The 19,970-nt window shown below is 70.4% G+C and carries 18 protein-coding genes; 12 read left to right on the top strand and 6 right to left on the bottom strand.

Annotated features, from left to right (window positions below; all coding sequences use genetic code 11):
• Positions 1-10: 10 nt before the first annotated feature.
• Together ABZX12_RS09370 and ABZX12_RS09365 are read right to left on the bottom strand one after the other, a co-directional pair.
• Positions 11-1,045, bottom strand: a complete 1,035-nt coding sequence (locus ABZX12_RS09370; protein WP_355691434.1) for an enolase C-terminal domain-like protein — start codon at positions 1,043-1,045, stop codon at positions 11-13.
• Between the two features lie 3 nt (positions 1,046-1,048).
• A complete protein-coding gene (locus ABZX12_RS09365; protein WP_355691433.1) occupies positions 1,049-2,080 on the bottom strand; it encodes a DUF4037 domain-containing protein in 1,032 nt (343 codons plus the stop codon).
• A 42-nt stretch (positions 2,081-2,122) separates the two neighbouring features.
• On the opposite strand from ABZX12_RS09365, the gene ABZX12_RS09360 reads away from it, so the two are divergent.
• The 5 genes from ABZX12_RS09360 (at position 2,123) to ABZX12_RS09340 (ending at position 9,049) form a co-directional block, all read left to right on the top strand.
• Positions 2,123-2,764: an HAD hydrolase-like protein gene (locus ABZX12_RS09360; RefSeq protein ID WP_355691432.1), complete on the top strand. Its 642-nt coding sequence runs from the start codon at positions 2,123-2,125 to the stop codon at positions 2,762-2,764.
• A 115-nt stretch (positions 2,765-2,879) separates the two neighbouring features.
• Positions 2,880-3,623 (top strand): universal stress protein, encoded by a 744-nt coding sequence (locus ABZX12_RS09355; protein ID WP_355691431.1) that lies wholly within the window; start codon positions 2,880-2,882, stop codon positions 3,621-3,623.
• A gap of 43 nt (positions 3,624-3,666) precedes the next feature.
• Entirely contained in the window at positions 3,667-6,399 is a 2,733-nt protein-coding gene (locus tag ABZX12_RS09350) for an AAA family ATPase (RefSeq protein WP_355692832.1), read from the top strand.
• A gap of 117 nt (positions 6,400-6,516) precedes the next feature.
• On the top strand, positions 6,517-7,701 hold the full coding sequence (locus ABZX12_RS09345; RefSeq protein WP_355691430.1) for an amidohydrolase family protein: 1,185 nt from the start codon (positions 6,517-6,519) through the stop codon (positions 7,699-7,701).
• Between the two features lie 82 nt (positions 7,702-7,783).
• Complete coding sequence (locus ABZX12_RS09340) at positions 7,784-9,049, top strand: ABC transporter ATP-binding protein (RefSeq protein WP_355691428.1); 1,266 nt, start codon at positions 7,784-7,786, stop codon at positions 9,047-9,049.
• Between the two features lie 62 nt (positions 9,050-9,111).
• Here the strand turns inward: ABZX12_RS09340 and ABZX12_RS09335 are convergent, their stop codons facing one another.
• Together ABZX12_RS09335 and ABZX12_RS09330 are read right to left on the bottom strand one after the other, a co-directional pair.
• On the bottom strand, positions 9,112-9,783 hold the full coding sequence (locus ABZX12_RS09335; RefSeq protein ID WP_355691426.1) for an N-acetylmannosamine-6-phosphate 2-epimerase: 672 nt from the start codon (positions 9,781-9,783) through the stop codon (positions 9,112-9,114).
• A 65-nt stretch (positions 9,784-9,848) separates the two neighbouring features.
• Positions 9,849-10,607 (bottom strand): alpha/beta hydrolase, encoded by a 759-nt coding sequence (locus ABZX12_RS09330; protein WP_355691424.1) that lies wholly within the window; start codon positions 10,605-10,607, stop codon positions 9,849-9,851.
• A 78-nt stretch (positions 10,608-10,685) separates the two neighbouring features.
• Between ABZX12_RS09330 and ABZX12_RS09325 the strand changes: the two genes are divergently transcribed.
• Positions 10,686-11,108 (top strand): MarR family winged helix-turn-helix transcriptional regulator, encoded by a 423-nt coding sequence (locus ABZX12_RS09325; RefSeq protein ID WP_355691422.1) that lies wholly within the window; start codon positions 10,686-10,688, stop codon positions 11,106-11,108.
• Between the two features lie 10 nt (positions 11,109-11,118).
• On the opposite strand, the gene ABZX12_RS09320 is transcribed toward ABZX12_RS09325, so the two are convergent.
• Entirely contained in the window at positions 11,119-11,778 is a 660-nt protein-coding gene (locus tag ABZX12_RS09320) for a type 1 glutamine amidotransferase domain-containing protein (protein ID WP_355691421.1), read from the bottom strand.
• Positions 11,779-11,850: 72 nt separating this feature from the next.
• Here ABZX12_RS09320 and ABZX12_RS09315 point away from each other — a divergent pair, with 72 nt between their 5' ends.
• Entirely contained in the window at positions 11,851-12,630 is a 780-nt protein-coding gene (locus ABZX12_RS09315) for a LysR family transcriptional regulator (RefSeq protein WP_355691420.1), read from the top strand.
• 38 nt (positions 12,631-12,668) lie between these two features.
• Here ABZX12_RS09315 and ABZX12_RS09310 read toward each other — a convergent pair whose 3' ends face one another.
• Complete coding sequence (locus tag ABZX12_RS09310; protein ID WP_355691419.1) at positions 12,669-13,433, bottom strand: sulfite exporter TauE/SafE family protein; 765 nt, start codon at positions 13,431-13,433, stop codon at positions 12,669-12,671.
• 357 nt (positions 13,434-13,790) lie between these two features.
• Here ABZX12_RS09310 and ABZX12_RS09305 point away from each other — a divergent pair, with 357 nt between their 5' ends.
• The 5 genes from ABZX12_RS09305 to ABZX12_RS09285 are packed head-to-tail and all read left to right on the top strand — an operon-like array spanning position 13,791 to position 19,942.
• The gene (locus ABZX12_RS09305) at positions 13,791-15,071 is read left to right on the top strand and encodes a sugar ABC transporter substrate-binding protein (RefSeq protein WP_355691417.1); all 1,281 of its coding nucleotides are present in this window, start codon (positions 13,791-13,793) and stop codon (positions 15,069-15,071) included.
• The gene (locus tag ABZX12_RS09300; RefSeq protein ID WP_355691415.1) at positions 15,071-16,030 is read left to right on the top strand and encodes a sugar ABC transporter permease; all 960 of its coding nucleotides are present in this window, start codon (positions 15,071-15,073) and stop codon (positions 16,028-16,030) included. Before ABZX12_RS09305 ends, ABZX12_RS09300 begins: the two co-directional genes overlap by 1 nt.
• 9 nt (positions 16,031-16,039) lie before the next feature.
• On the top strand, positions 16,040-16,909 hold the full coding sequence (locus tag ABZX12_RS09295; protein ID WP_355691413.1) for a carbohydrate ABC transporter permease: 870 nt from the start codon (positions 16,040-16,042) through the stop codon (positions 16,907-16,909).
• Between the two features lie 7 nt (positions 16,910-16,916).
• Positions 16,917-18,854: a family 43 glycosylhydrolase gene (locus tag ABZX12_RS09290; RefSeq protein ID WP_355691411.1), complete on the top strand. Its 1,938-nt coding sequence runs from the start codon at positions 16,917-16,919 to the stop codon at positions 18,852-18,854.
• A 20-nt stretch (positions 18,855-18,874) separates the two neighbouring features.
• Positions 18,875-19,942, top strand: coding sequence for a LacI family DNA-binding transcriptional regulator (locus ABZX12_RS09285; RefSeq protein ID WP_355691409.1), 1,068 nt, complete (start codon positions 18,875-18,877; stop codon positions 19,940-19,942).
• Positions 19,943-19,970 lie beyond the last annotated feature (28 nt).

The raw sequence follows: 19,970 nt of genomic DNA, 5'->3' as shown, positions 1-19,970 counted from the left end.
GGACGCCGCGCTACGGCTGCTTGAGGCCGAAGCCGGGCTGGTCGGTGAGGGTGATGTGGCCGTTCTCCAGCGTGTAGAAGCCGGGGCCGGGGACGCCTTCGACGATCGGGATGTTGCCGAGGCCGGCGGCCAGGTGGGCGGCGTACAGGGTCTTGAGCGGCTGGCCCCAAGCGTGCGGTGAGGCTTCGGCGGACAGGTCGGGCATGGTGCGGCGCCAGGCGGTGAGGCCGTGGCCGGTGACGTCCATCAGGGCCACGTCCACGAGACCGTCGCGTGCCAACTGGAGGACGTGCTCCACGTTCGGGTCGTACTCGCCGTCGGCGACCTTGGGGCGGACCGGCAGCTGCTGCAGGTACTCGTGGAGCGCCTCCAGGTCGGGGCGGCGCTCTGCGAACGGCTCCTCGATCCAGTACAGGTCGCAGTCCGCGACACCGTCCAGGTACTCGAACAGGGTGTTCACGCTGAAGCCGTCGTTGCCGTCGACAAGGATCCCGGCGTCGGGGTACAGCTCGCGGGTCAGCCGGGTCACCTCGATGTCTCGCTGCAGACCGCCGTGGGAATCCATCCAGCGATGCCCGCGGCCGATCTTCAGCTTGAAGTCGCGGAACCCGAACTCGTGGTCCTGGGCGAGATTCGCCCGGATCGCATCCAGCCCGCCGTCGAGGTCGTCGAGGTAGATCCCGCCGCTGTAGCAGCGCACCCGGGGCGATCCGGCGCCGCCGAGCATCGCGTACACCGGCACGTCGAGGATCCGCGCCGCGAGATCGTGCAGCGGGTAGTCGAGGAACTCGGCCGCCGGGTCGATCACCCCGCGGTCCGGGTCGATCAGTTCTGCGAGGTTCCGTCCGACGAGCCGGCTGGGGTCTGCGTCGTGGAGCGGCAGCCCCCAGCCCGTCGCGCCGCGGTCGGTCTCTACGACGTACGCCGTGGTGCGGCCGCCGCTCCCGTGACTGCCGAGGAACGAGTTGCGGCCGATCGTGCGGAGGTAGTCGTAGCGGATCTCGGTGGTCGTGACCGAGTTGATGACGTGCCTGGCGAGGGTCATCGGTCAACGATAGACAGAGACCAGCCTCCGGAACGCCGCCGGATTGCCGAGCACGTCGGTGTTGTCCGCGAACTGGTCGATCGACCCGATCAGCCCGTGCCGCGCCACCGCTTCGTCGGTCACTGTCGCCAGACACGCCTGCGCGAACCGGTCCGCGCCGAGCACCATCGCGGGCCGGTCGAAGTACGGCCGCGGAGCCGGGTCGAGCTGGTCGGTGATCCCGAGCGCGTTGTGCCGCCGGGCGACCAGCTCGTACGCCGTGACAAGCGCCCGCTCGCGCTCGGCGTACGACGTCGCCGCGACCGCGTCGGTCAGCGCGACGTCGAGCCCGTCCGGCTGATCGAGCCGCGCGAACGCCGTACCGAGCCACTTGCTGTACGGCGCGTAGGTCCTGGCCTGCAACAGGGCCAGGCGCATCAGGTCCCGCACCAGCCGGGCAGCCACGACCCGCGACCCGAGCTCGTCACCAACCTCGTGCGTGCGCTGGACGAACGCCTCCTCCTGCGCGACACGGGACCACTGGCAGGCCAGGGTCCACCGCCAGATCTGGTCCGGGTACCAGGCCAGTGCCTCACGGATCCGGGCCAGCCGTCCGTCGTCCGCGTACACCCGGCCGGCCACCACACCGAGAAGCTGCTGCTGCGGAGTCACCAGCCAGTCGCCGATCCCGATGCCCTGTGACGCGTCGAAGCCGAGCTGTCCCCGCAACCAGTCCCCCAGCGTCGCGACGGTCACGTGATGCCGCGGCGCGTAGCTGTCCCAACCGAAGCGCACCGGATACCCGTCGTACTCGTCGGGCAGCCCGTGGTCGACCGCCTTCCGCACGCGCTCGACGTCGGCCGCGTCCACCAGTACGACGAGCCGCGGTCCCCAGCCGTGGTCCATCGACCGCTCGGTGTCGTACCCGAGAACGTCCGACCCCCACCCGAGCAGTCCGGCCGCATAGCCGACGTCCCCCACCAGCGGCGCGACCACCTCGGCGTGAAACCTGTCCGCGACCTCAGCCGCCGGCCTGAACTCAGCATTGGAACCCACTGGGCCGCCTTTCGGTTCGGTTTGGCCGTTTACAGTTGCTCGGTGCGACATGTGGTGTGGGACTGGAACGGGACGCTGCTCAATGACAATCACGCCGTCCTGGCTGCCGTCAACGAAGTTTGTGCCGGGTTCGGACGGGTGGAGCTGACCTGGGGCGAGTGGCAGGCGGCCTACGCGCGGCCGATGCGGCTGTCGTACGAGCAGATCCTGCGGCGCACCCTGGACGAGGCCGAGTGGGAGCAGGTCGACAAGCTCTACCACGACCGGTACGACGCGCTGCTGCACACCTGTGAGCTGGCCGCCGGGACGCACGAGGTGCTCCGGTCCTGCACGGCGAGCGGGCGGACGCAGTCGTTGCTGTCGATGTGGTTCCACTCGCGGCTCACGCCCACGGTCGAGCACTACGGGCTGACGACCTACTTCACCCGGATCGACGGGCTGCCCGGCGAGGTCGGCGGCGGCTCGAAGGCCGACAGCCTGGTCCGGCATCTGGAGGCGCAGCAGCTCGATCCGGCCGAGGTCGTCCTGATCGGCGACGTCGTCGACGACGCCGAGGCGGCCCAGGCGGCCGGCGCCCGCTGCGTGCTCGTCACCACCGGCGCGATGACCCCGCAAGCGCTGCACACGACGGGTGCCCCGGTCGCCGCTTCGATCACGGAGGCGCTCCAACTGCTCGACCCCTGAGACGAGATCCGCCCTGATCCCCAGGGGTACAGGCCCGTGGTTCTCCCTGGTGTGATGCACCTGCCTGTGACGAGACGGTGGTGTCACACCGAAGAGCATCCAGGGAGGCACCCCGATGAAGCAGTACTACGGCCCAGTGGTCGTCCTACTCGACACCCAGGACACGCTGGAGTGGGCTGCGGCCGAAGCCGCCGCCCGGAGCGCCGAGCTGCGCATCGTGCACGCGTTCCGCCGGCCCCACCTGCTCGACCCGCTCGGTGAGCTGACCGTCGACGAGCGGGACCTGGAGGCAGCCGAGGAGGTCGTCGACGAGGCGGCGGGCCACGTGCGGCAGATCTTCCCGAGCCTGCGGATCTCCACCACGGTCTTCCCCGGCCGCCCGGCCACCGCACTGCTGAACGAGACCCGTGAGAGCACCGGTGCGCTCGTGGTCATCGGGCACGGCCGCAGCTTCGAACGGAGCCTGGCCCGGCGGCTGGTCCGCCGTACGACGGGCTCCCTGGCAGTCGTCGGGCTGACCTCGGACCACGCGGCCGGACCGTCCACGGGGCGTGTGGTCGTCGCCGTCGACGGCCACGACCGATCCGATGCGCTGGGGTTCGCGTTCGGCGCGGCGTGGCGGCGGGGCACTGGTCTGACCATCCTGCAGACCGGTCCGGCCGACGTCACCGCGTGGCAGACGGCGTACCCGGAGGTCGACGTACGGCGGAGCGCGGTCACCGGCGCCGTCGCGAGCGCCGTGCTGGCCGAGTCCGCCGCCGCGGCCCTGACCGTCCTGACAGCGGACCGCACCTGGCTCCAGCAGACCGGCAACGCGACGGTCGCCCGACTTGCGCGCGGTCCAGTAGTACTGGTCTGACCAGTGAACCCGGGCCGGCCCGGCTACGCTGACCGGCGTGGGGATGGCAGATCGCGAGCATCGAGAGCTCAGGGGCCGGCAGCGGGAGACCGAAGTGCTGAGGGGGCTCGTCAGCGAGGCGAAGGCCGGCCGCAGCCAGGTGCTGCTGCTGACCGGCGAGGCCGGTGTCGGCAAATCGGCCTTGCTGGACGCCCTGGTCGCCGGCGCCGACGGCTGCCGGATCACCCGAACCGCCGGGATCGAGTCCGAGATGGAGCTCGCGTACGCGGGCCTGCACCAGCTCCTCCAGCCGTTCCTGGAACATCTCGAGCGACTGCCGGCACCGCAGCGCGAGGCGCTCGGTACGGCGTTCGGCCTGGTGAGCGGCCCGGCGCCGGACAAGTTCCTGATCGGTCTCGCGGTCCTGAACCTGCTCTCCGACGCCGCCGGCGACCGGCCCGTGCTGTGCGTGGTCGACGACGCGCAGTGGCTGGACCTGATGTCCGCGCGCATCCTCGCCTTCGTCTCCCGCAGGCTCGCGGCCGAATCCGTGGTGATGGTCTTCGCGGTCCGCGACGGCATCGACCACGCGTTCACCGGCCTGACCGAGCTGCCGATCCGCGGCCTCGACGAGACCGATGCGCGAGCGCTGCTCGAATCCGTCCTCCCCGGACCCATCGACCCGCGGGTCCGCGACCGGATCGTCGCCGAGACCCACGGCAACCCACTCGCCCTGCTCGAACTCCCGCGTGCCTGGACCGCCGCGGAGCTCGCCGGCGGTCCGACCGCGGGCAGCCTGGCCAGCCGGATCGAGGACAGCTTCGTCCGGCGCCTCGAAGTCCTCGAGCCTGACACCCGGCTGCTCCTGGTCACCGCGGCCGCGGAGCCGCTGGGCGACCCGACGCTGCTGTGGCAGGCGGCCGAGCGGCTCGGACTCGGCGCCGACCCGGCGGCCGGCGCGATCGAGTCCGGGCTGATCACCTTCGGCCGGCACATCCGGTTCCGGCATCCGCTCGTGCGCTCCGCGGCGTACCGGATGGCGACACCGCAGCAGCGGCTGGCCGTTCATCGGGCCCTCGCCGACGTCACCGATCCCGAGACCGACCCCGATCGCCGCGCGTGGCACCGGGCGCAGGCGACCATGACGCCCGACGAGGACGTCGCCGCCGAGCTCGAGCGGTCCGCGCAGCGCGCCCGGGCCCGCGGCGGGTTCTTCGCGGCCGGTACGTTCCTGGAGCGAGCCGCCGCGCTGACGATCGACCCGGACCGCCGGGCCGCCCGGGTGCTGGCCGCCGCGACCGCCCAGCGGAGCGCCGGCAGGCTCGACGCCGCGCTGGAGCTGCTCGGCGCGGCATCCGCCGGGCCCGCGGACGCCGTACGGGACGCGCAGATCACGCGGTTGCGCGGCGAGATCGCGTTCGACCGCGGGCACGCGACGGAGGCCGCGCAAACGCTGGTCGACGCGGCGCGGCGGCTCGAGCCGCTCGACCACGACCAGGCCCGGGTCGCGTACCTGGAGGCGATGTCGGCCGCGATCTGGGCGAGCGGCCCGGACGCACCCGGGATCCTCGGTGAGGCCGCGGCCGCCGCGCCGGCGCCCGCGCCGTCGGATCCGCCGGGAGACCTGCTCCTGCAGGCGCTCGCGCTCCGCTTCACCCGCGGGTACGCCGACGCCGCGGCCCAGCTGGTCAGAGCCGTCGACCACGCCCGGCAGAGCGCCGGCGAGGCCGAGGACGTCCGCGGCTGGCTGTGGCTCGCGGGCAGCCGGGCCAGCGGGATCGTCGCGATCGACGTCTGGGACCTCGACGCGGCGCTCGAGCTGGCCGCCCGCCACGAACGGATCGCCCGCGACAGCGGCGCCCTCGTCCAGCTCCAGTGGGCGCTGAACTTCCGCGCCAACGTGGTGTCGATGACCGGTGACCTCGCGGCCGCGACGGCGTACGTCGAGGAAGAGCAGCAGATCGGCGCCGCGACCGGGAACCGGGTGCTCGGGATCGGCCGGATGCAGCTCGCCGCACTGCGCGGGCACGAGGCCGAGGCGACCGGACTGATCGACGCGATGATCCGCGAGGCCCGCGCCCAGGGCCAGGGCCGGATGACCGCGATCGCGACGTACACGAGCGCGCTGCTGAACAACGGCCTCGGACGGTACGAGACCGCCCGCGATGCGGCACTGCAGGTCTTCGAGCAGGACGTGGTCGCGTACAGCGCGCTGGTGATCGGCGAACTGGCCGAGGCCGCCTCGCGGAGCGGTGACACCAAGCTCGTCGAGACAGCGCTGGCCTGGCTCCACGAGCGCGTCGCCGCCGCGCCGACGGACTGGGGCCGCGGGATGCAGACCCGCGCGCGAGCACTGCTGACCAACGACGAGGACGCGTACCGCGCGTCGATCGACCACCTGAGCCGGACCGGTCTGCGCATCGAATCGGCCCGCGCCGAGCTGCTGTACGGCGAATGGCTGCGCCGCGAAGGCCGCCGTCAGGACGCCCGCGAGCACCTGCGGACCGCCCACGAGCAGCTGGCCGCGATCGGCGCCGAGGCGTTCGCCGAACGCGCCCGCCACGAGCTGCTCGCCACCGGCGAGACCGTCCGCAAGCGCACGCCCGAAACCACGAACGACCTGACCGCGCAGGAGTCGCAGATCGCCGGCCTGGCCAGGGACGGCCTGACCAATCCGGAGATCGCCGCCCAGCTCTTCATCAGCCCGCGCACCGTCGAGTGGCACCTTCGCAAGACGTTCTCCAAGCTCGGCATCACCTCACGCCGCCAGCTCCGGACCGCCCTCGTCCACGCCTGACCCGGGTGTCTCACGGCCCGCGACCGAACTCGCCGGTCGCGGCGTCGCGATCAGTGTCCTTGCTGCGGGTCGCCGGATGCAGTTGGGTTGTCCGCAACCCGATGGTGAGGAGAACTTGTGACGAGCGAGGTCCTGGAAGGACGCACCGCCACCGGCCGCGGTGTACGGGTGCGGTTCTCGGCCGACGGCATCGAGGAGATCACCGACCAGCCGTCGGCGCCGGACCTGCTGCTGATCCCGGGTCTGGTCGACATCCAGCTGAACGGGTACGGCGGCCTGGACGTCAACGACCCGTCCCGCCCGGCGAGCGAGCTGTCCGACCTCGTCCGCGCCCTGTGGGGACAAGGCGTGACCACGGTCTACCCGACGATCATCTCCGCCGCAGACGCGACCACGACCACCCTCGTCAAGCGCGCCGCCGCCGCCCGCGCGGCCGACCCCGACGTCGCGTACGGCGTACCCGGCCTGCACCTGGAGGGGCCGTACATCTCGTCCGCCGAAGGTGCCCGCGGCGCGCACGACCCGGCGGTCATCCGCGACCCCGACGCCGCCGAGTTCGACCGCTGGCAGGCCGCGGCCGACGGCGCGATCGCGATCATGACACTGGCTCCCGAACGTAAGGGAGCCATCGACTTCACCCGCCGCCTCACCGCCAGGGCAGGCACGCGCGCGTCAGGGACGAGCCCTGTCCTCGCCTCGGTCGGGCATTCGCTCGCGACCGCAACCGACATCCACGCCTTCGCGGCGGCGGGCGGGCGGCTGTCCACCCATCTCGGCAACGGGCTCCCGGCCCAGATCGACCGCCACCACAACCCCATCTGGGCCCAACTCACCGAGGACGCCCTGACCGCCGGACTGATCGCCGACGGCCATCACCTGCCCGCCGACACCTTCGCCGCTCTCGTGCGCGCCAAAGGTCCGCAGCGATGCGTTCTCACCAGCGACGCGGCCGCCCTGGCCGGATGCGCACCGGGCGACTACCGGACCGCGGTCGGCGGTGCGGTCACCGTGGGGCATGACGGAAGCCTCCGCCTCCAGGGCACGCCGTACCTGGCCGGTAGCGGCGCCTCGCTCCTCGACTGCCTGCGGTGGGCGACCGGTCCCGGCGGACTCCCGCTCGACATCGCGGTGACGATGGCCACGCGGACACCGGCCGACCTGCTCGGCCTGCACGACCGCGGCCGCCTGGAGGTCGGTGCCCGTGCCGATCTGGTCCAGCTGACCAGCACCTCGGACGGCGCCGTCGGCGAGCCGGCGGCCGTCGTTGTCAACGGCCGATTGATTGCTTGTAGCAACAGTTAAGGATTGGATCTTGCCGCCCGCAATCACTTGGCGGGCGGCCCGATGCTTGCCGGTGAACCGCACCTTCCCGTATAAGCCTTACATGACGGCGATCCGGCTCGACGCGGTGTCCAAGGTGTTCGAGGGCGAACACCTGGCCGTCGACGAGCTGTCGCTGGACGTCGCCGACGGCGAGTTCATGGTGCTGCTCGGTCCCTCCGGCTGCGGGAAGACCACCCTGCTGCGGATGATCGCCGGTCTCGAGCGGGTGACAGCCGGCGAGGTGTGGTTCGGGCGCACCAACGGCACCCGGCTCGCGCCGCGCGAACGCGGCGTCGCGATGGTCTTCCAGACCGGCGCGCTGTACCCGAACCGGACGGTCCAGGAGAACATCATGTTCCCGCTGCAGGTCGCCGGGCAGAACGACGTCCAGGCCGGATCCACCGCGGTGGGCCTCGCACAGATCCTCAGCATCGAGTCGGTGCTCGACCGGATGCCGCGCACGTTGTCGGGCGGTCAGCGGCAACGGGTCGCGATCGGCCGCGCGCTGGTCCGCCGGCCGCAGGTGTTCCTGCTCGACGAACCGTTGTCGAACCTCGACGCCACGATGCGCACCGAGCTCCGGCAGGAGATCGGCGCGATGACCCGCGACCTGAACGTGACCACGCTCTACGTCACGCATGACCAGGTCGAGGCGCTGACCCTGGCCGACCGGATCGCGGTGATGCGCGACGGCCGGATCGAGGACGTCGGTACGCCGACGCAGGTGTACAACGATCCCGCGACCGCGTTCGTGGCCGGCTTCCTCGGCACGCCGCGGATCAACCTGCTGGCCGCCACCGTCCGGGTCACCGCGCACCACCGGGTCGCCCTCGACCTCGGCCACCAGTCGATCTCCCTCGACCCCACCGACCGCCGGTCGCTGATCCTGCGGCACCACGACGGCGCCGCCGTGATCGTCGGCGCCCGCTCGAACGCGTTCAGCCTGACCGACGACGCCCCGAATCAGCTGACCGGCACGATCCGCGCCTTCGAGTTCCACGGCCAGCAGTCGATCGCCTTCGTGCACTGCGGGATCGAGGTCGTCGACCCCGACCGCGTCGGCCGCACGGCTCCGGCCCACGCCGCTCCCGCGGCCGACCGTACGCCGTCGTTCCTGAGCAGACTCCGCTCGCGCGCCGGGCTGGCCGCACCCACCCCACCCGCACCCGAGCCGCACGGCGCCACGCACCGCCGCGCCGACGTGGTCGTCGAACTCCCCGTCGACACCGAGCTGGCCCGCGGCAGCCGCGTCCACCTCGCCCTCGACACCTCCCGCATCCACATCTTCGATCGGACCGGCCACCGCGTGGACCGCGTCACCCGCTGACCCGCCGCCGCGATGCTTGCCCTGAGCAACCAGCAGTGCGATCGCTGGTTCCAGCGGCTGACTCACTCCACAGCGTTCACGAACCAGCTGGTGATCGTGGCGGGGTGAGTGATCGCCGTGCCGACGACAACGGCCCAGGCGCCCGCCGCGATGGCCTGGGCGGCTTGGTCCGGGGTATGAATGCGGCCTTCGGCGACGACCGGAGTGCTGATCGCCGCGGCCAGCCGGGCCACAAGGTCGAGGTCGGGCCCGTCGGTCTTCGTGGTGTACGGCGTGTAGCCCGAAAGCGTCGTACCGACGACATCGGCACCGGCCTGCGCGGCAGCGACACCCTCCTCGAAGGTTGAGCAGTCGGCCATCACCAGCGTGCCGGCGCGGTCGTGGAGCGCCTCGATGGTCTCAGCGAGACTGCGACCATCCGGACGCGGGCGCTGCGTCCCGTCGAGTGCGACGACATCAGCCCCGGCCCCGGCGACCGCGAGCGCATGATCCAGGGTCGGGGTGATGAACACGTCGTCGCGGCCGTCCTTCCACAAACCGATCAGCGGCACCTCGACCGCCGTACGGATCGCGGCGATGTCCGCAATGCCCTGCACCCGCACACCGGCGGCCCCTCCCGCGACCACCGCCTCGGCCACGGCCCGCATGGTGGCCGGCGAGTTCATCGGTTCCCCCGGATATGCCTGACACGAGACGACCAGCCGCGCCCGGACAGCCTCCAGCACGTCGCTCATCCAGCACTCTCTCCTCTGCGACCCTGGCCGCCAGTCTAGAGAGCACCTCACTGCAGCGATCGCCCCTACCTCACAGAGCTTCTCTCGGTGAGCGCAAGGAGCGCACGGAGGAGCTCCTCGGGAGTCTCCAGTTGGGGCAGGTGACCAGTTGCGGGCAGGACTGTGTAGGTCGCCCCTGGGATCGCGGCAGCGTAGGCCTTGCCGTACTCCGGGTCGGCAATGCGGTCACTCTCGCCCCACAGGACGTGCACCGGCCCGTCGATGGCGCCGAGGCGATCGAGCAGCGTGGGGTCGGACATGGTCGGGCCGGTGTAGCCGATCAGTGCCTGCACGTCGGGGCTGGGACCGCCAGTTGCCGGGGGCACGGGCAGCTTGGCCGGATCGTGGAACGAGAGCGCCCGGAGCTCGGCCGGCGACAGGCCGCTGACGTCGGTCAGCGGATGTCCGTCGACCTCGATGCCGATCCCGTCCACGATCACGACATCGCTCACCCGAGGGCTCTGCTGCAGCGCGATCTCCGCGGCGAGCCAGCCGCCGAACGAGTTGCCGATCACGGTCACGTCGGTGAGATCCAGCTCGCCGAGCAGCTCGACGTACGCCGCGGCGAGAGCCTCGACCGTGGTGAGGCCGGCGCTCTTCAGCGTACCGCCGAAACCGGGATGGGTGGGGAGCAGGACCCGGGAGCGAGTGTGCTCGGCCAGTTGTTCGGCGAAGCCGTCCATGGTCCGCACCCCGCCTCCGCCGTGCAGGAGCAGGAACGAACGGGCGCGATCCCGGTCCTGGACGGTGATCCCGGCGCGGGTCGTGAGGGTGCGAGTACTCATGATCACTCCATCAGGTTGTCTACCTAAGGAACCTTAGATCAGCTTCCTGATATAAGCAACCTGATGTAGAGTCGACTCATGAAGCACCAGCCCGCGGATGTCGCCCTGGCCGTGAAGCGCCTGCAACACCGTCACCACCGCGCGCTGAGCCGCGCGCTCGCACCGCTCGGGCTCTCGCTCGTGCAGTGGGACACGCTGCGGCACCTGCAGCGCGAGCCGGACGCGTCACTGCACGACCTCGCGGTGCTGACGTTCCAGACCGACCAGTCCTTCGGTTCACTGGCCGCGCGGATGGCCGAGCGCGGCCTGATCGAGCGCCTCCCCGGGCCGGGCCGCGCCGTCAAACACCGCCTCACCGCGAAGGGCGAGCGACTCCGGGCCGAGGGCCAGGAGGCCGTGAACGACGTCTTCGCGACCTCGTTCCACACCCTCTCCGCCGCCCAACTCCAGCAGTTGGGCGATCTGCTGGACGCTGCCCTGGGCCCGGATCCGACCGCCTGAGGAGGACGATTCAGGCGGTGAGGACTGCGACGACCGCCTCGGCGGTCGAGGTGGCGGACTGCGGGTTCTGGCCGGTGACGAGGCGGCCGTCGGTGACGGTCTGCGGGGTGAAGTTCGCGGCCGGGTGATGGATCGCGCCGCGAGCGGTCAGGGCGTCGGCGAGCAGGAACGGGACGACCTCGGTCAGACCGACCGCGGCCTCCTCGGCGTTCGTGAACGCGGCGACGTTCTTGCCGTCGACCAGGTGACGGCCATCGGACAGAGTCAGGTTCACCAGCGCCGACGGGCCGTGGCAGACGGCCGCGACCACGCCGCCGTTCTCATAGATGCCTGCGGCAACCGACGCCAACGCCTCGTCGTTCGGGAAGTCCCAGACCGTCCCGTGCCCGCCGGCGAAGAAGATCGCGTCGTACGCCGAGGCGTCGAGGCCGGCCGCGGCCGGGGTGTGCTCCAGGTCCACGGTCGCGAGGAACTTCTGCTGGATCGGGTCGTCCTCGTCCAGCCCGTCGATCGGCGGACGGCCGCCGGCGACGGAGACCAGGTCGACGTCGAAGCCCGCCGCGGTGAAGACGGACCACGGCTCGGCCGCCTCGGAGGCGTAGAAGCCGGTGGTACGGCCGGTGTCGCCGAGCTGGGAGTGACTGGTGAGAGCGATCAGTACGCGTGTCATGGCTTCATGATGCGAGCGACGAGGCATCGCAGACGAATAGGAATCGACGCAGTATGACATAGGATTTCCGATATGAGTCCGTCCCTCGACCTGCTCCGGACGTTCCTGGCCGTGCATCGCGCCGGCTCGATCACCGCCGGCGCGGAACGGCTCGGGCTCTCCCAGCCGCTCGCCCGCCGGGTCGCCGATCCGATCGACGCCCTGCACGGCCTGCTGCTCGACGAACTCGACGCGCCCACCGCGGCCACTGTCCATCTCGGCGGCCCGTCCGACTTCCTCTGCACGATGGTCCTGCCGGCGCTCGCCGGCCGCCTTGCCGACGGACTCCAGGTCCGCGCGACGTTCGGCCTGCCGGAGGACCTGCTGGACCGGCTGGTCGACCGCAGCCTCGACCTGGTGATCAGCTCGACCCGGCCGCGGCGCGCCGGAGTCCGCGCGACCCCCTTCTACGACGAGACTTTCGCGCTCGTGGCAGCGCCGAAGTGGTCTGCCGGTACGCTGACCAGCTCACCGGAGCCGCTCCGGAAGATCCCCCTGATCGCGTACGCCGAGGAGGCGCCGATCATCCGCCGCTACTGGCGAACCGTCTTCTCCACCCGCCTGACCCGGACCGCCGACCTCGTCGTACCGGATCTGCGCGGAGTCCTCGCCGCGGTCCGCGCCGGTGCGGGCGCGAGCGTCTTGCCGACGTACCTGTGCGACGAGGCGCTGGCCGCCGCCGAACTGGTCCTGCTGTCCGATCCCGAACTGCCGCCGCTCAACACCCTCTACCTGGCAACGAGGTCCAGCACCGGGGCGAACAACTCGACGGCGATGGTGCGGGACCGGTTGGTGCGGACCTTCAGCTCCTGACCGGGCATCGCGGCGCTCGGCCGATCCGGGACTCCTGACTACCGGAGCATCAGGACCGCGGCGGTGACGCCGGCCACCACGATCAGGGCGCGGAGCAGGCCGCTCGGGAGCCGGCGCCCGATGTGCGCGCCGACGTACCCGCCGGCGACCGACCCGGCCGCGAGCAACACGATCGCGGTCGGGTTCAGGTCGGCGACGAACACGAAGATGATGCCGGCCACGAGGTTCGCGGCCAGCAGGGACAGGGTCTTGAGCGCGTTCGCGACCCGCAGCTCGAGGTCCAGGCCGAGGCCGAGCACCGCCATCATCATCACGCCCGCACCGGCGCCGAAGTACCCGCCGTACACCCCGGTCAGCGCGGCGAAGAACGTCGTCGCCGGCGTCATCGTCGCCCGCGTTCCCGGCGGAGTCTCGTGCCGCGACCGCAGCCGGCGGGAGATCCACGGCTGGACGCCGACGACCAGGCAGGTGAACAGGATCAGCCACGGCGCGGCCGCCGCGAAGACCCCGGGCGGCAGGGCCAGCAGCAGCGCCGCGCCGCCGATCGCGCCGATCGCGCACGTCAGTACGACGGCGATCGTCGTCGGCCGGGACACCTCGCGCAGCTCCCGCCGGTACCCGAACGAGCCGCTCAGCGCGCCGGGCAGCAGGCCGATCGTGTTCGAGGCGTTCGCCACCACCGGCGGGATCCCCAGCGCGATCAGGGCCGGGAAGCTGACCAATGACGCGACACCGACGGTGGACGTGAGCACGCCGGCGCCGAGACCGGCCGCGACGATGGCCAGATGCTCCGCACCGGTCACGTCCTGTCCCGCACCGCGACGCCGGCATCCAGCATGATCTCGGGCGACTCCATGGCTCCAGCTTATTGACGACCGGCAGCGGCCGGGCACACGGTCGGTCCGGGACGCTGTTTACGCAAACAGACCGACTCGGCCAGATCATCGGCCCACGACGGCACGGACGTCAAGAGGCCGGCACCTCCGCGCCGCGAGCAGACCTTTCGAGTCGCCCAAACACCAGCAAATCAGGGGCTTCGCGAACTGAACCGGATCAGTCTAAATTCCCGGACGCGGGCTCTTGACGCCGGATCGACAGGGGCGCTCTAATCATCGGCACCTTCTGTTCACGTAAACATTCTTGGCTCTCCGGAGGTAACGATGACCCCGCCCGCCAACGTCTCCCGCCGCGCCGTGCTCGGCGGAGCACTCGGTCTGGCCGCCGCAGGGGTGCTGGGCGCCTGCGGCTCCAACAAGGGAACTGGAGCTGCTGCCACTGGTGGTGGCGGCAGCAAGGTCTCGCTCAGCCAGTGGTACCACCAGTACGGCGAGAAAGGGACGCAGGAAGCAGCGAAGAAGTACGCCACCGAGTACACCGACGCGACCGTCCAGATCCAATGGATCCCCGGCGACTACCCGGCGAAGCTGTCCAGCGGCCTTTCGTCCGGCAACGGGCCCGATGCCTTCGAGGGACACCTCGAGCGCTCACTGGTCAGCTCCGGTCAGGTCGTGCCGCTCGACGACCTGATCGCCGACGTCAAGGACGACTACGCCGAGGGCGATCTGGCCGCCAACTCGATCGACGGGAAGCTGTACTCAATCCCGATGATCAACGACCCGCAGATGCTCTACTACCGCAAGAGCCTGTTCGAGGCGAAGGGCATCAAGCCGCCGCAGACTCTCGACGACCTGATCGCGGCCGCGAAGGAACTCACCGACAAGTCGGTCAAGGGCCTGTTCGCCGGGAACGACGCCAACAACACCGGCGGCGGCCTGACCACGGCGGCGATCTACTCGACCGGCGGCCGGTTCCTGACCGCCGACCACAAGATCGGCTTCGACCCCGCCAAGGTCGCCGAGGTGCTGCTGAAGCTCCGGAAGTTCGCCGCGGACAAGAGCCTGCTGCTCGGTGCGCCGACCGACTGGTGGGATCCGTCCGCGATCAACCAGAACCTGTGCGCGATGCAGTGGATCGGCATGTGGGCAGTGCCGGGTATGTCGACCGCGCTCGGCGCGGACGAGATCGGCGCGTTCCCGTTCCCGGCCGCGGCCGGCGGCAAGCCGGCGGTCGTCTCCGGCGGCTGGTCGGCGTTCGTCAGTGCGAAGTCCAAGAACATCGATGCCGCGAAGGCGTTCACCAAGTGGCTGTGGGTGGACAAGACCGACCTGCAGGAGGACTGGTCGCTCAGCTACGGCTTCCACATCCCGCCGCGGAAGAGCCTGGCTGCGAAGGCCTCGAAGCTCCAGTCCGGCCCCGCGGCCGAGTCGGTCAAGCTCAACACCGACTTCGGGGTCCAGGGTGACCCGAACTGGACACCCGCGATGAGCACCGCGCTCACCGACGCCGTCACGCGAGTGATCGGCAAGGGCGGTGACCCCGAGACCGAGCTGGCCGGCGCGGTGCAGAAGATCAACACCGAGCTCAGCAAGATCTTCGGCTGATGTCGCAGCAGACCACCGCTGCCGCACAGGTGCGCCCGGTCGGCGGGCGCACCTCGAGCGCACGGAGAACGCGGGCGATCCACGGGCAGCGGCGCGCGTTCTGGCTGTTCATCGCGCCGTTCCTGATCGGGCTCGCGGTCTTCGTCTACTTCCCGATCGCCTGGAGCGCGTTCCTCAGCTTCTTCGACGCCCAGGGCACCGTGACGCCGACCAAATTCGTTGGCCTGGGCAACTACACCGCGATGTTGGGCGACAAGGCGTTCGTCTCCTCACTGGTGACGTTCACCGCGTTCGCCGTCCTGATCGTTCCGACCACGTTCGCGCTGTCGCTGTTCCTGGCGGTGCTGGTGAACCGGGTCCGGGTGGCGCGGGCGTTCTTCCGGTCGGTGTTCTTCCTGCCGACCGCCTGCTCGTACGTCGTCGCGTCGCTGATCTGGAAGCTGTCGATCTTCAACGGCGTCCGGTTCGGGATGGCGAACACGTTGCTCGGCTGGATCGGCGTGGAACCGGTCAGCTGGCTGGCTTCGCTGGATCCGCCGTGGTACTGGCTGGTCATCGTGACCGCGCGGCTGTGGCTGCAGGCCGGCTTCTACATGATCCTGTTCCTGGCCGCGTTGCAGAACATCAACCCCGAGCTCTACGAGGCCGCCTTCGTGGACGGCGCCAAGCCCGGCTGGCAGGTGTTCCGGCACATCACCCTCCCGCTGCTGCGGCCGACCTCGATCTCGGTGCTGCTGCTGTGCCTGATCGCGGCGTACCAGGCCTTCGACGAGTTCTACAACCTGCTCGGCGCGGTCGAGTACGCGCGCCCACCGCTGGTGTACCTCTACCATCTCGCGCTCGGCAGTCAGCAGAACTTCGGCCTCGGCAGCGCGGGCTCGCTGATCCTGGCCGCGATCATCGCCGTCGTCACCGTGCTGCAGGGCAAGCTCCTCGGCTTCGGCAGACCCAGCGACTAGGAGATTCCCATGGATTCCCATCAGCCGCAGGCCGTCGGCTACCGGCGTACTCTCGCCGACCGGATCGCCAATGGCGCCGGGATGGCCGTGCTGCTCGTGATGACGTTGCTGTTCCTGATCCCGTTCTACCTGCTGATCAGGAACGGACTGGCCAGCACCAAGGACATCACCGCCCCGGGCTGGACGTTCTTCCCCAAGGACATCCAGTGGCACAACCTCGCGGACTTGTTCAGCGACCCCGAGATCCCGATGCTCAGCTCGCTGCGGAACTCCGCGGTCGTCGCCGTCCTCACCACGGCCGGCACCCTGCTGGTCAGCTCGCTGGCCGGATACGCGCTGGCCCGGATCAACCACCCGCACAGCAACAAGATCTTCTACGCCGTGCTCGCCACGCTGATGATCCCGGGCGCGGTGACGTTCGTGCCGAGCTTCGTGATCGTGTCGTGGCTCGGGTGGGTCTCGGACTACCGCGGCCTGATCATCCCGTCGCTGTTCAGCGGCTTCACCGTCTTCCTGTTCCGCCAGTACTTCCTCTCGTTCCCGAAGGAGCTCGAGGAGGCGGCCCGGATCGACGGCCTCGGGTACGGCGGGACGTTCTGGCGGATCGTCGTACCGAACTCCGGGAACTTCATCGCGGCGATCGCCGTGATCACGTTCATCGCGAGCTGGAACTCGTTCCTGTGGCCGCTCGTGGTGGCCCAGGACGAGAGCGCCTGGACCGTGCAGGTCACGCTCTCGACCTTCGTCACCGCGCAGACCATCAACATCCCGCAACTGTTCATGGCGGCAGCTGTCTCGATCCTGCCGCTCGTCCTGGTCTTCGTCTTCCTGCAGCGGTATCTCGTGCAGGGTGTGGCCCAGACAGGCCTGAAAGGTTGAGAACCCTGTGAAACGAAGAACTCTCTGGGCGGGTGTGCTGCCGGCGGCGGTCGGGCTCAGCCTCCTGGCGTCACCGGCCAACTCCGCCGAACCCACCGCGAACACCTCCTTCCGCCCCGGTCAGCCCTGGCTGGACACGAGCGGCAAGGTGATCCAGGCCCACGGCGGTCAGGTCGTGCCGGCGAAGGACGACGACGGCCGGCGCGTCTACTACTGGTACGGCGAGGACCGGAGCAACGGGTACTACGACAGCCCGGGTGTGCACCTGTACTCGTCGTACGACCTGTACAACTGGAAGGACCAGGGGCTCGCCCTCCGCGCGATGAACTCGCCCGACCAGTTCACGAACGATCCGTACTTCGCGAAGCTCTACAAGAAGTACACGCCTGCGCAGAAGGACGTCGTGTGGCGTGACTTGTCCACCAACAGCGTCCGCAGCGACGGCTGGGCCCGCCCGTCGATCCTCGAACGCCCGAAGGTGATCTACAACCAGGCGACCGGCAAGTGGGTCATGTGGGTGCACTCGGACGGTCCGTCGTCGCCGACCAGCACGTCGACGTACGCGCGCGCCGAGGCCGGGGTGGCGATCGCGGACTCGCCGAAGGGCCCGTTCCGCTGGATCGACTCGTACCGCCTCAACCGGGTGCCGAGCGACTCGGTGCCGTGGTGCGGCAGCGGGTCGGCGTTCGACCCGGCCGGCGGGATGGCGCGGGACATGAACCTGTTCGTGGACGACGACGGCACGGCGTACATCAGCTACTCGTCCGAGGAGAACCGGACGATGTACATCTCCAAGCTGAACAGGTCGTACACCTACCTGTCCGCGGCGCCGGAGAACGCCGTCCAGGGCAGGGACTTCGTCCGCACGCTGGCGTGCAACCAGCGCGAGGCGCCCGCGATGTTCAAGTCCGAAGGCACCTACTACCTGGTGACGTCAGGTGCCACCGGCTGGGATCCGAACCCGGCACGCTACGCGACCTCGCAGAACGTCCTGGGGCAGTTCACCGATCGCGGTGTCCCGATCAGCGGCGACGGCGCGGCGACCACGTACCACTCGCAGAGCACGAACGTGATCCCGCTCGACCAGAAGCAGAACAAGTTCGTGTTCATGGGTGACCGGTGGACACCGAACGACCTCGCCAACGCGCCGTACGTCTGGATGCCGATGAGGTTCGGCGAAGGCGGCGCGCTGAGCATCGGCCCGGACACCGAGTGGACGCTGCGCGACCTCACGCCGTACACGCGCTGGACCGTCACGAGCACGATCCCCGACCACGTCTGGCTCGGCGACACCAGCACGCTGCCCGCCGCCGTCACGGTGACGACGGCCTCGGGATCCCAGCAGGTCGCGGTCACCTGGGACGCGGCGAGCATCGCGCAACCGGGACCGGCGACGCTGCGCGGCACACTCGCGGACGGCAGGACGTTCACCCGATCGGTCGTGGTCGTGCCGCACGGTCTTCGGTACGCCGTGAATGCCGGCGGGACGGCGACACCCGATTGGACCCGCCTGACCCAGGTCGCGTCGACGGAGCAGCCACTGCTCAACTCGGCGCCGGAGCAGCCGCTCGGCACTGATCCCGTCACCGGCACACACTGGGGCTACACCGGCTCGAGCGCTCCGGCCGGCACCGGTGACCTCTATACCACCTTGCGATACGCGAAGAACCACGAGCCGCTGGTCTACACGTTCGGGAACCTCGAGCCCGGCACCTACGCCGTCCATGCGGGCTACTACGACCCGTGGCCGTGGGCCAACCGCGCCGCCGAGGTCTCCGTCAACGGTTCGGTCGTCGACCAGCAGCGCTTGTTCACCGGCACCGGTGTGGCGGCGACGTACGGCGGGATCACGGTCGGGACCGACGGAAAGCTCACGGTGACGATTACTCCGACCCGCTCCCCCGACATCCAGGTCAGCTGGCTGATGGTGGCTCGCGGTAACTGACGCCCGCCTATGCTGATGCCATGTCGAGCGAGGTCAAAGGCGCGCGCCGCGGCGCCAAGGGACACCCGAAGTCGGGACCGTCCATCGGCGACGTGGCGCGGCTGGCCGGGGTGTCGTCGCAGACCGTGTCCCGCGTCTCCACGGGCTCGGAGCCGGTCCGGGCCGAGACCCGGGAGCGGGTGCTCGACGCGATGAGGCAACTGGGCTACGCGCCGAACCTCGCCGCCCGGGCCCTGCGCCAGGGCAACTTCCGGTCGATCGGCCTGATCGCTCACCAGGTCATTCGCACGGGTGAGTCGAAGACGATCGAGGCCGTGATCGAGGCCGCTCGCCGGGAGGGCTACTCGGTGAGCCTCGTCGACGTCGAGACCCCGTCGTCGAGCGACGTCAGCGAGGCGGTCCAGCACCTCAGTCACCAGGCGATCGACGGTCTGATCATCATCCGCGCCGAGACCGCGACACCGGCCGCGCTGGCCCTGCCGCCGACGCTGCCGGTCGCGGTGTCCGACTCGCGGTTCGTCGGGCAGCACCCGGCCGTCGGCGCCGACCAGGCCGGCGGCAGCCGAGCCGCGGTCCAGCACCTGCTGGACCTCGGGCATCCGACCGTGCACCACATCGCGGGGCCGAGCGACTCCGGCCCCGCGAACCTGCGGGCGACCGCCTGGCGGCAGACCCTGAGCAGCGCCGGACGGGAGGTGCCGGAGGCGTTCGCCGGCGACTGGTCGGCGGACGCGGGCTACCGGATCGGCAGCAGCATCGCCCGGCGCGACGACGTGACGGCGGTCTTCGCGGCGAACGACGAGATGGCCGCCGGCCTGATCCACGCGCTGCACGAGGCCGGCCGCCGGGTGCCCGACGACGTGAGCGTGGTCGGGTTCGACGACATCGACCTCGCCGCCCACCTCTGGCCGCCGCTGACCACGGTCCGGCAGGAGTTCCACCAGATCGGCCACGACCTGGTCGAGGTGATCATGCGGCAACTCGGCGGCCGCGAGCAGCTGACCGGCTACCACGGCACCGTGCCGGCGCCGCTGATCGTCCGGCAGAGCACGGCCGCGCCGCGCCCGCGCCGACGGACCCGGCGCTGACCACGGTGCTGGTCCCGGTGCTGATCAC

It is taken from the genome of Kribbella sp. NPDC003505 (assembly GCF_040610875.1).
In the GTDB taxonomy this organism is placed as follows: domain Bacteria; phylum Actinomycetota; class Actinomycetes; order Propionibacteriales; family Kribbellaceae; genus Kribbella.
The sequence above is the reverse complement of the archived record's forward strand: the minus strand, read 5'-3'. Positions and strand labels throughout refer to the sequence as shown.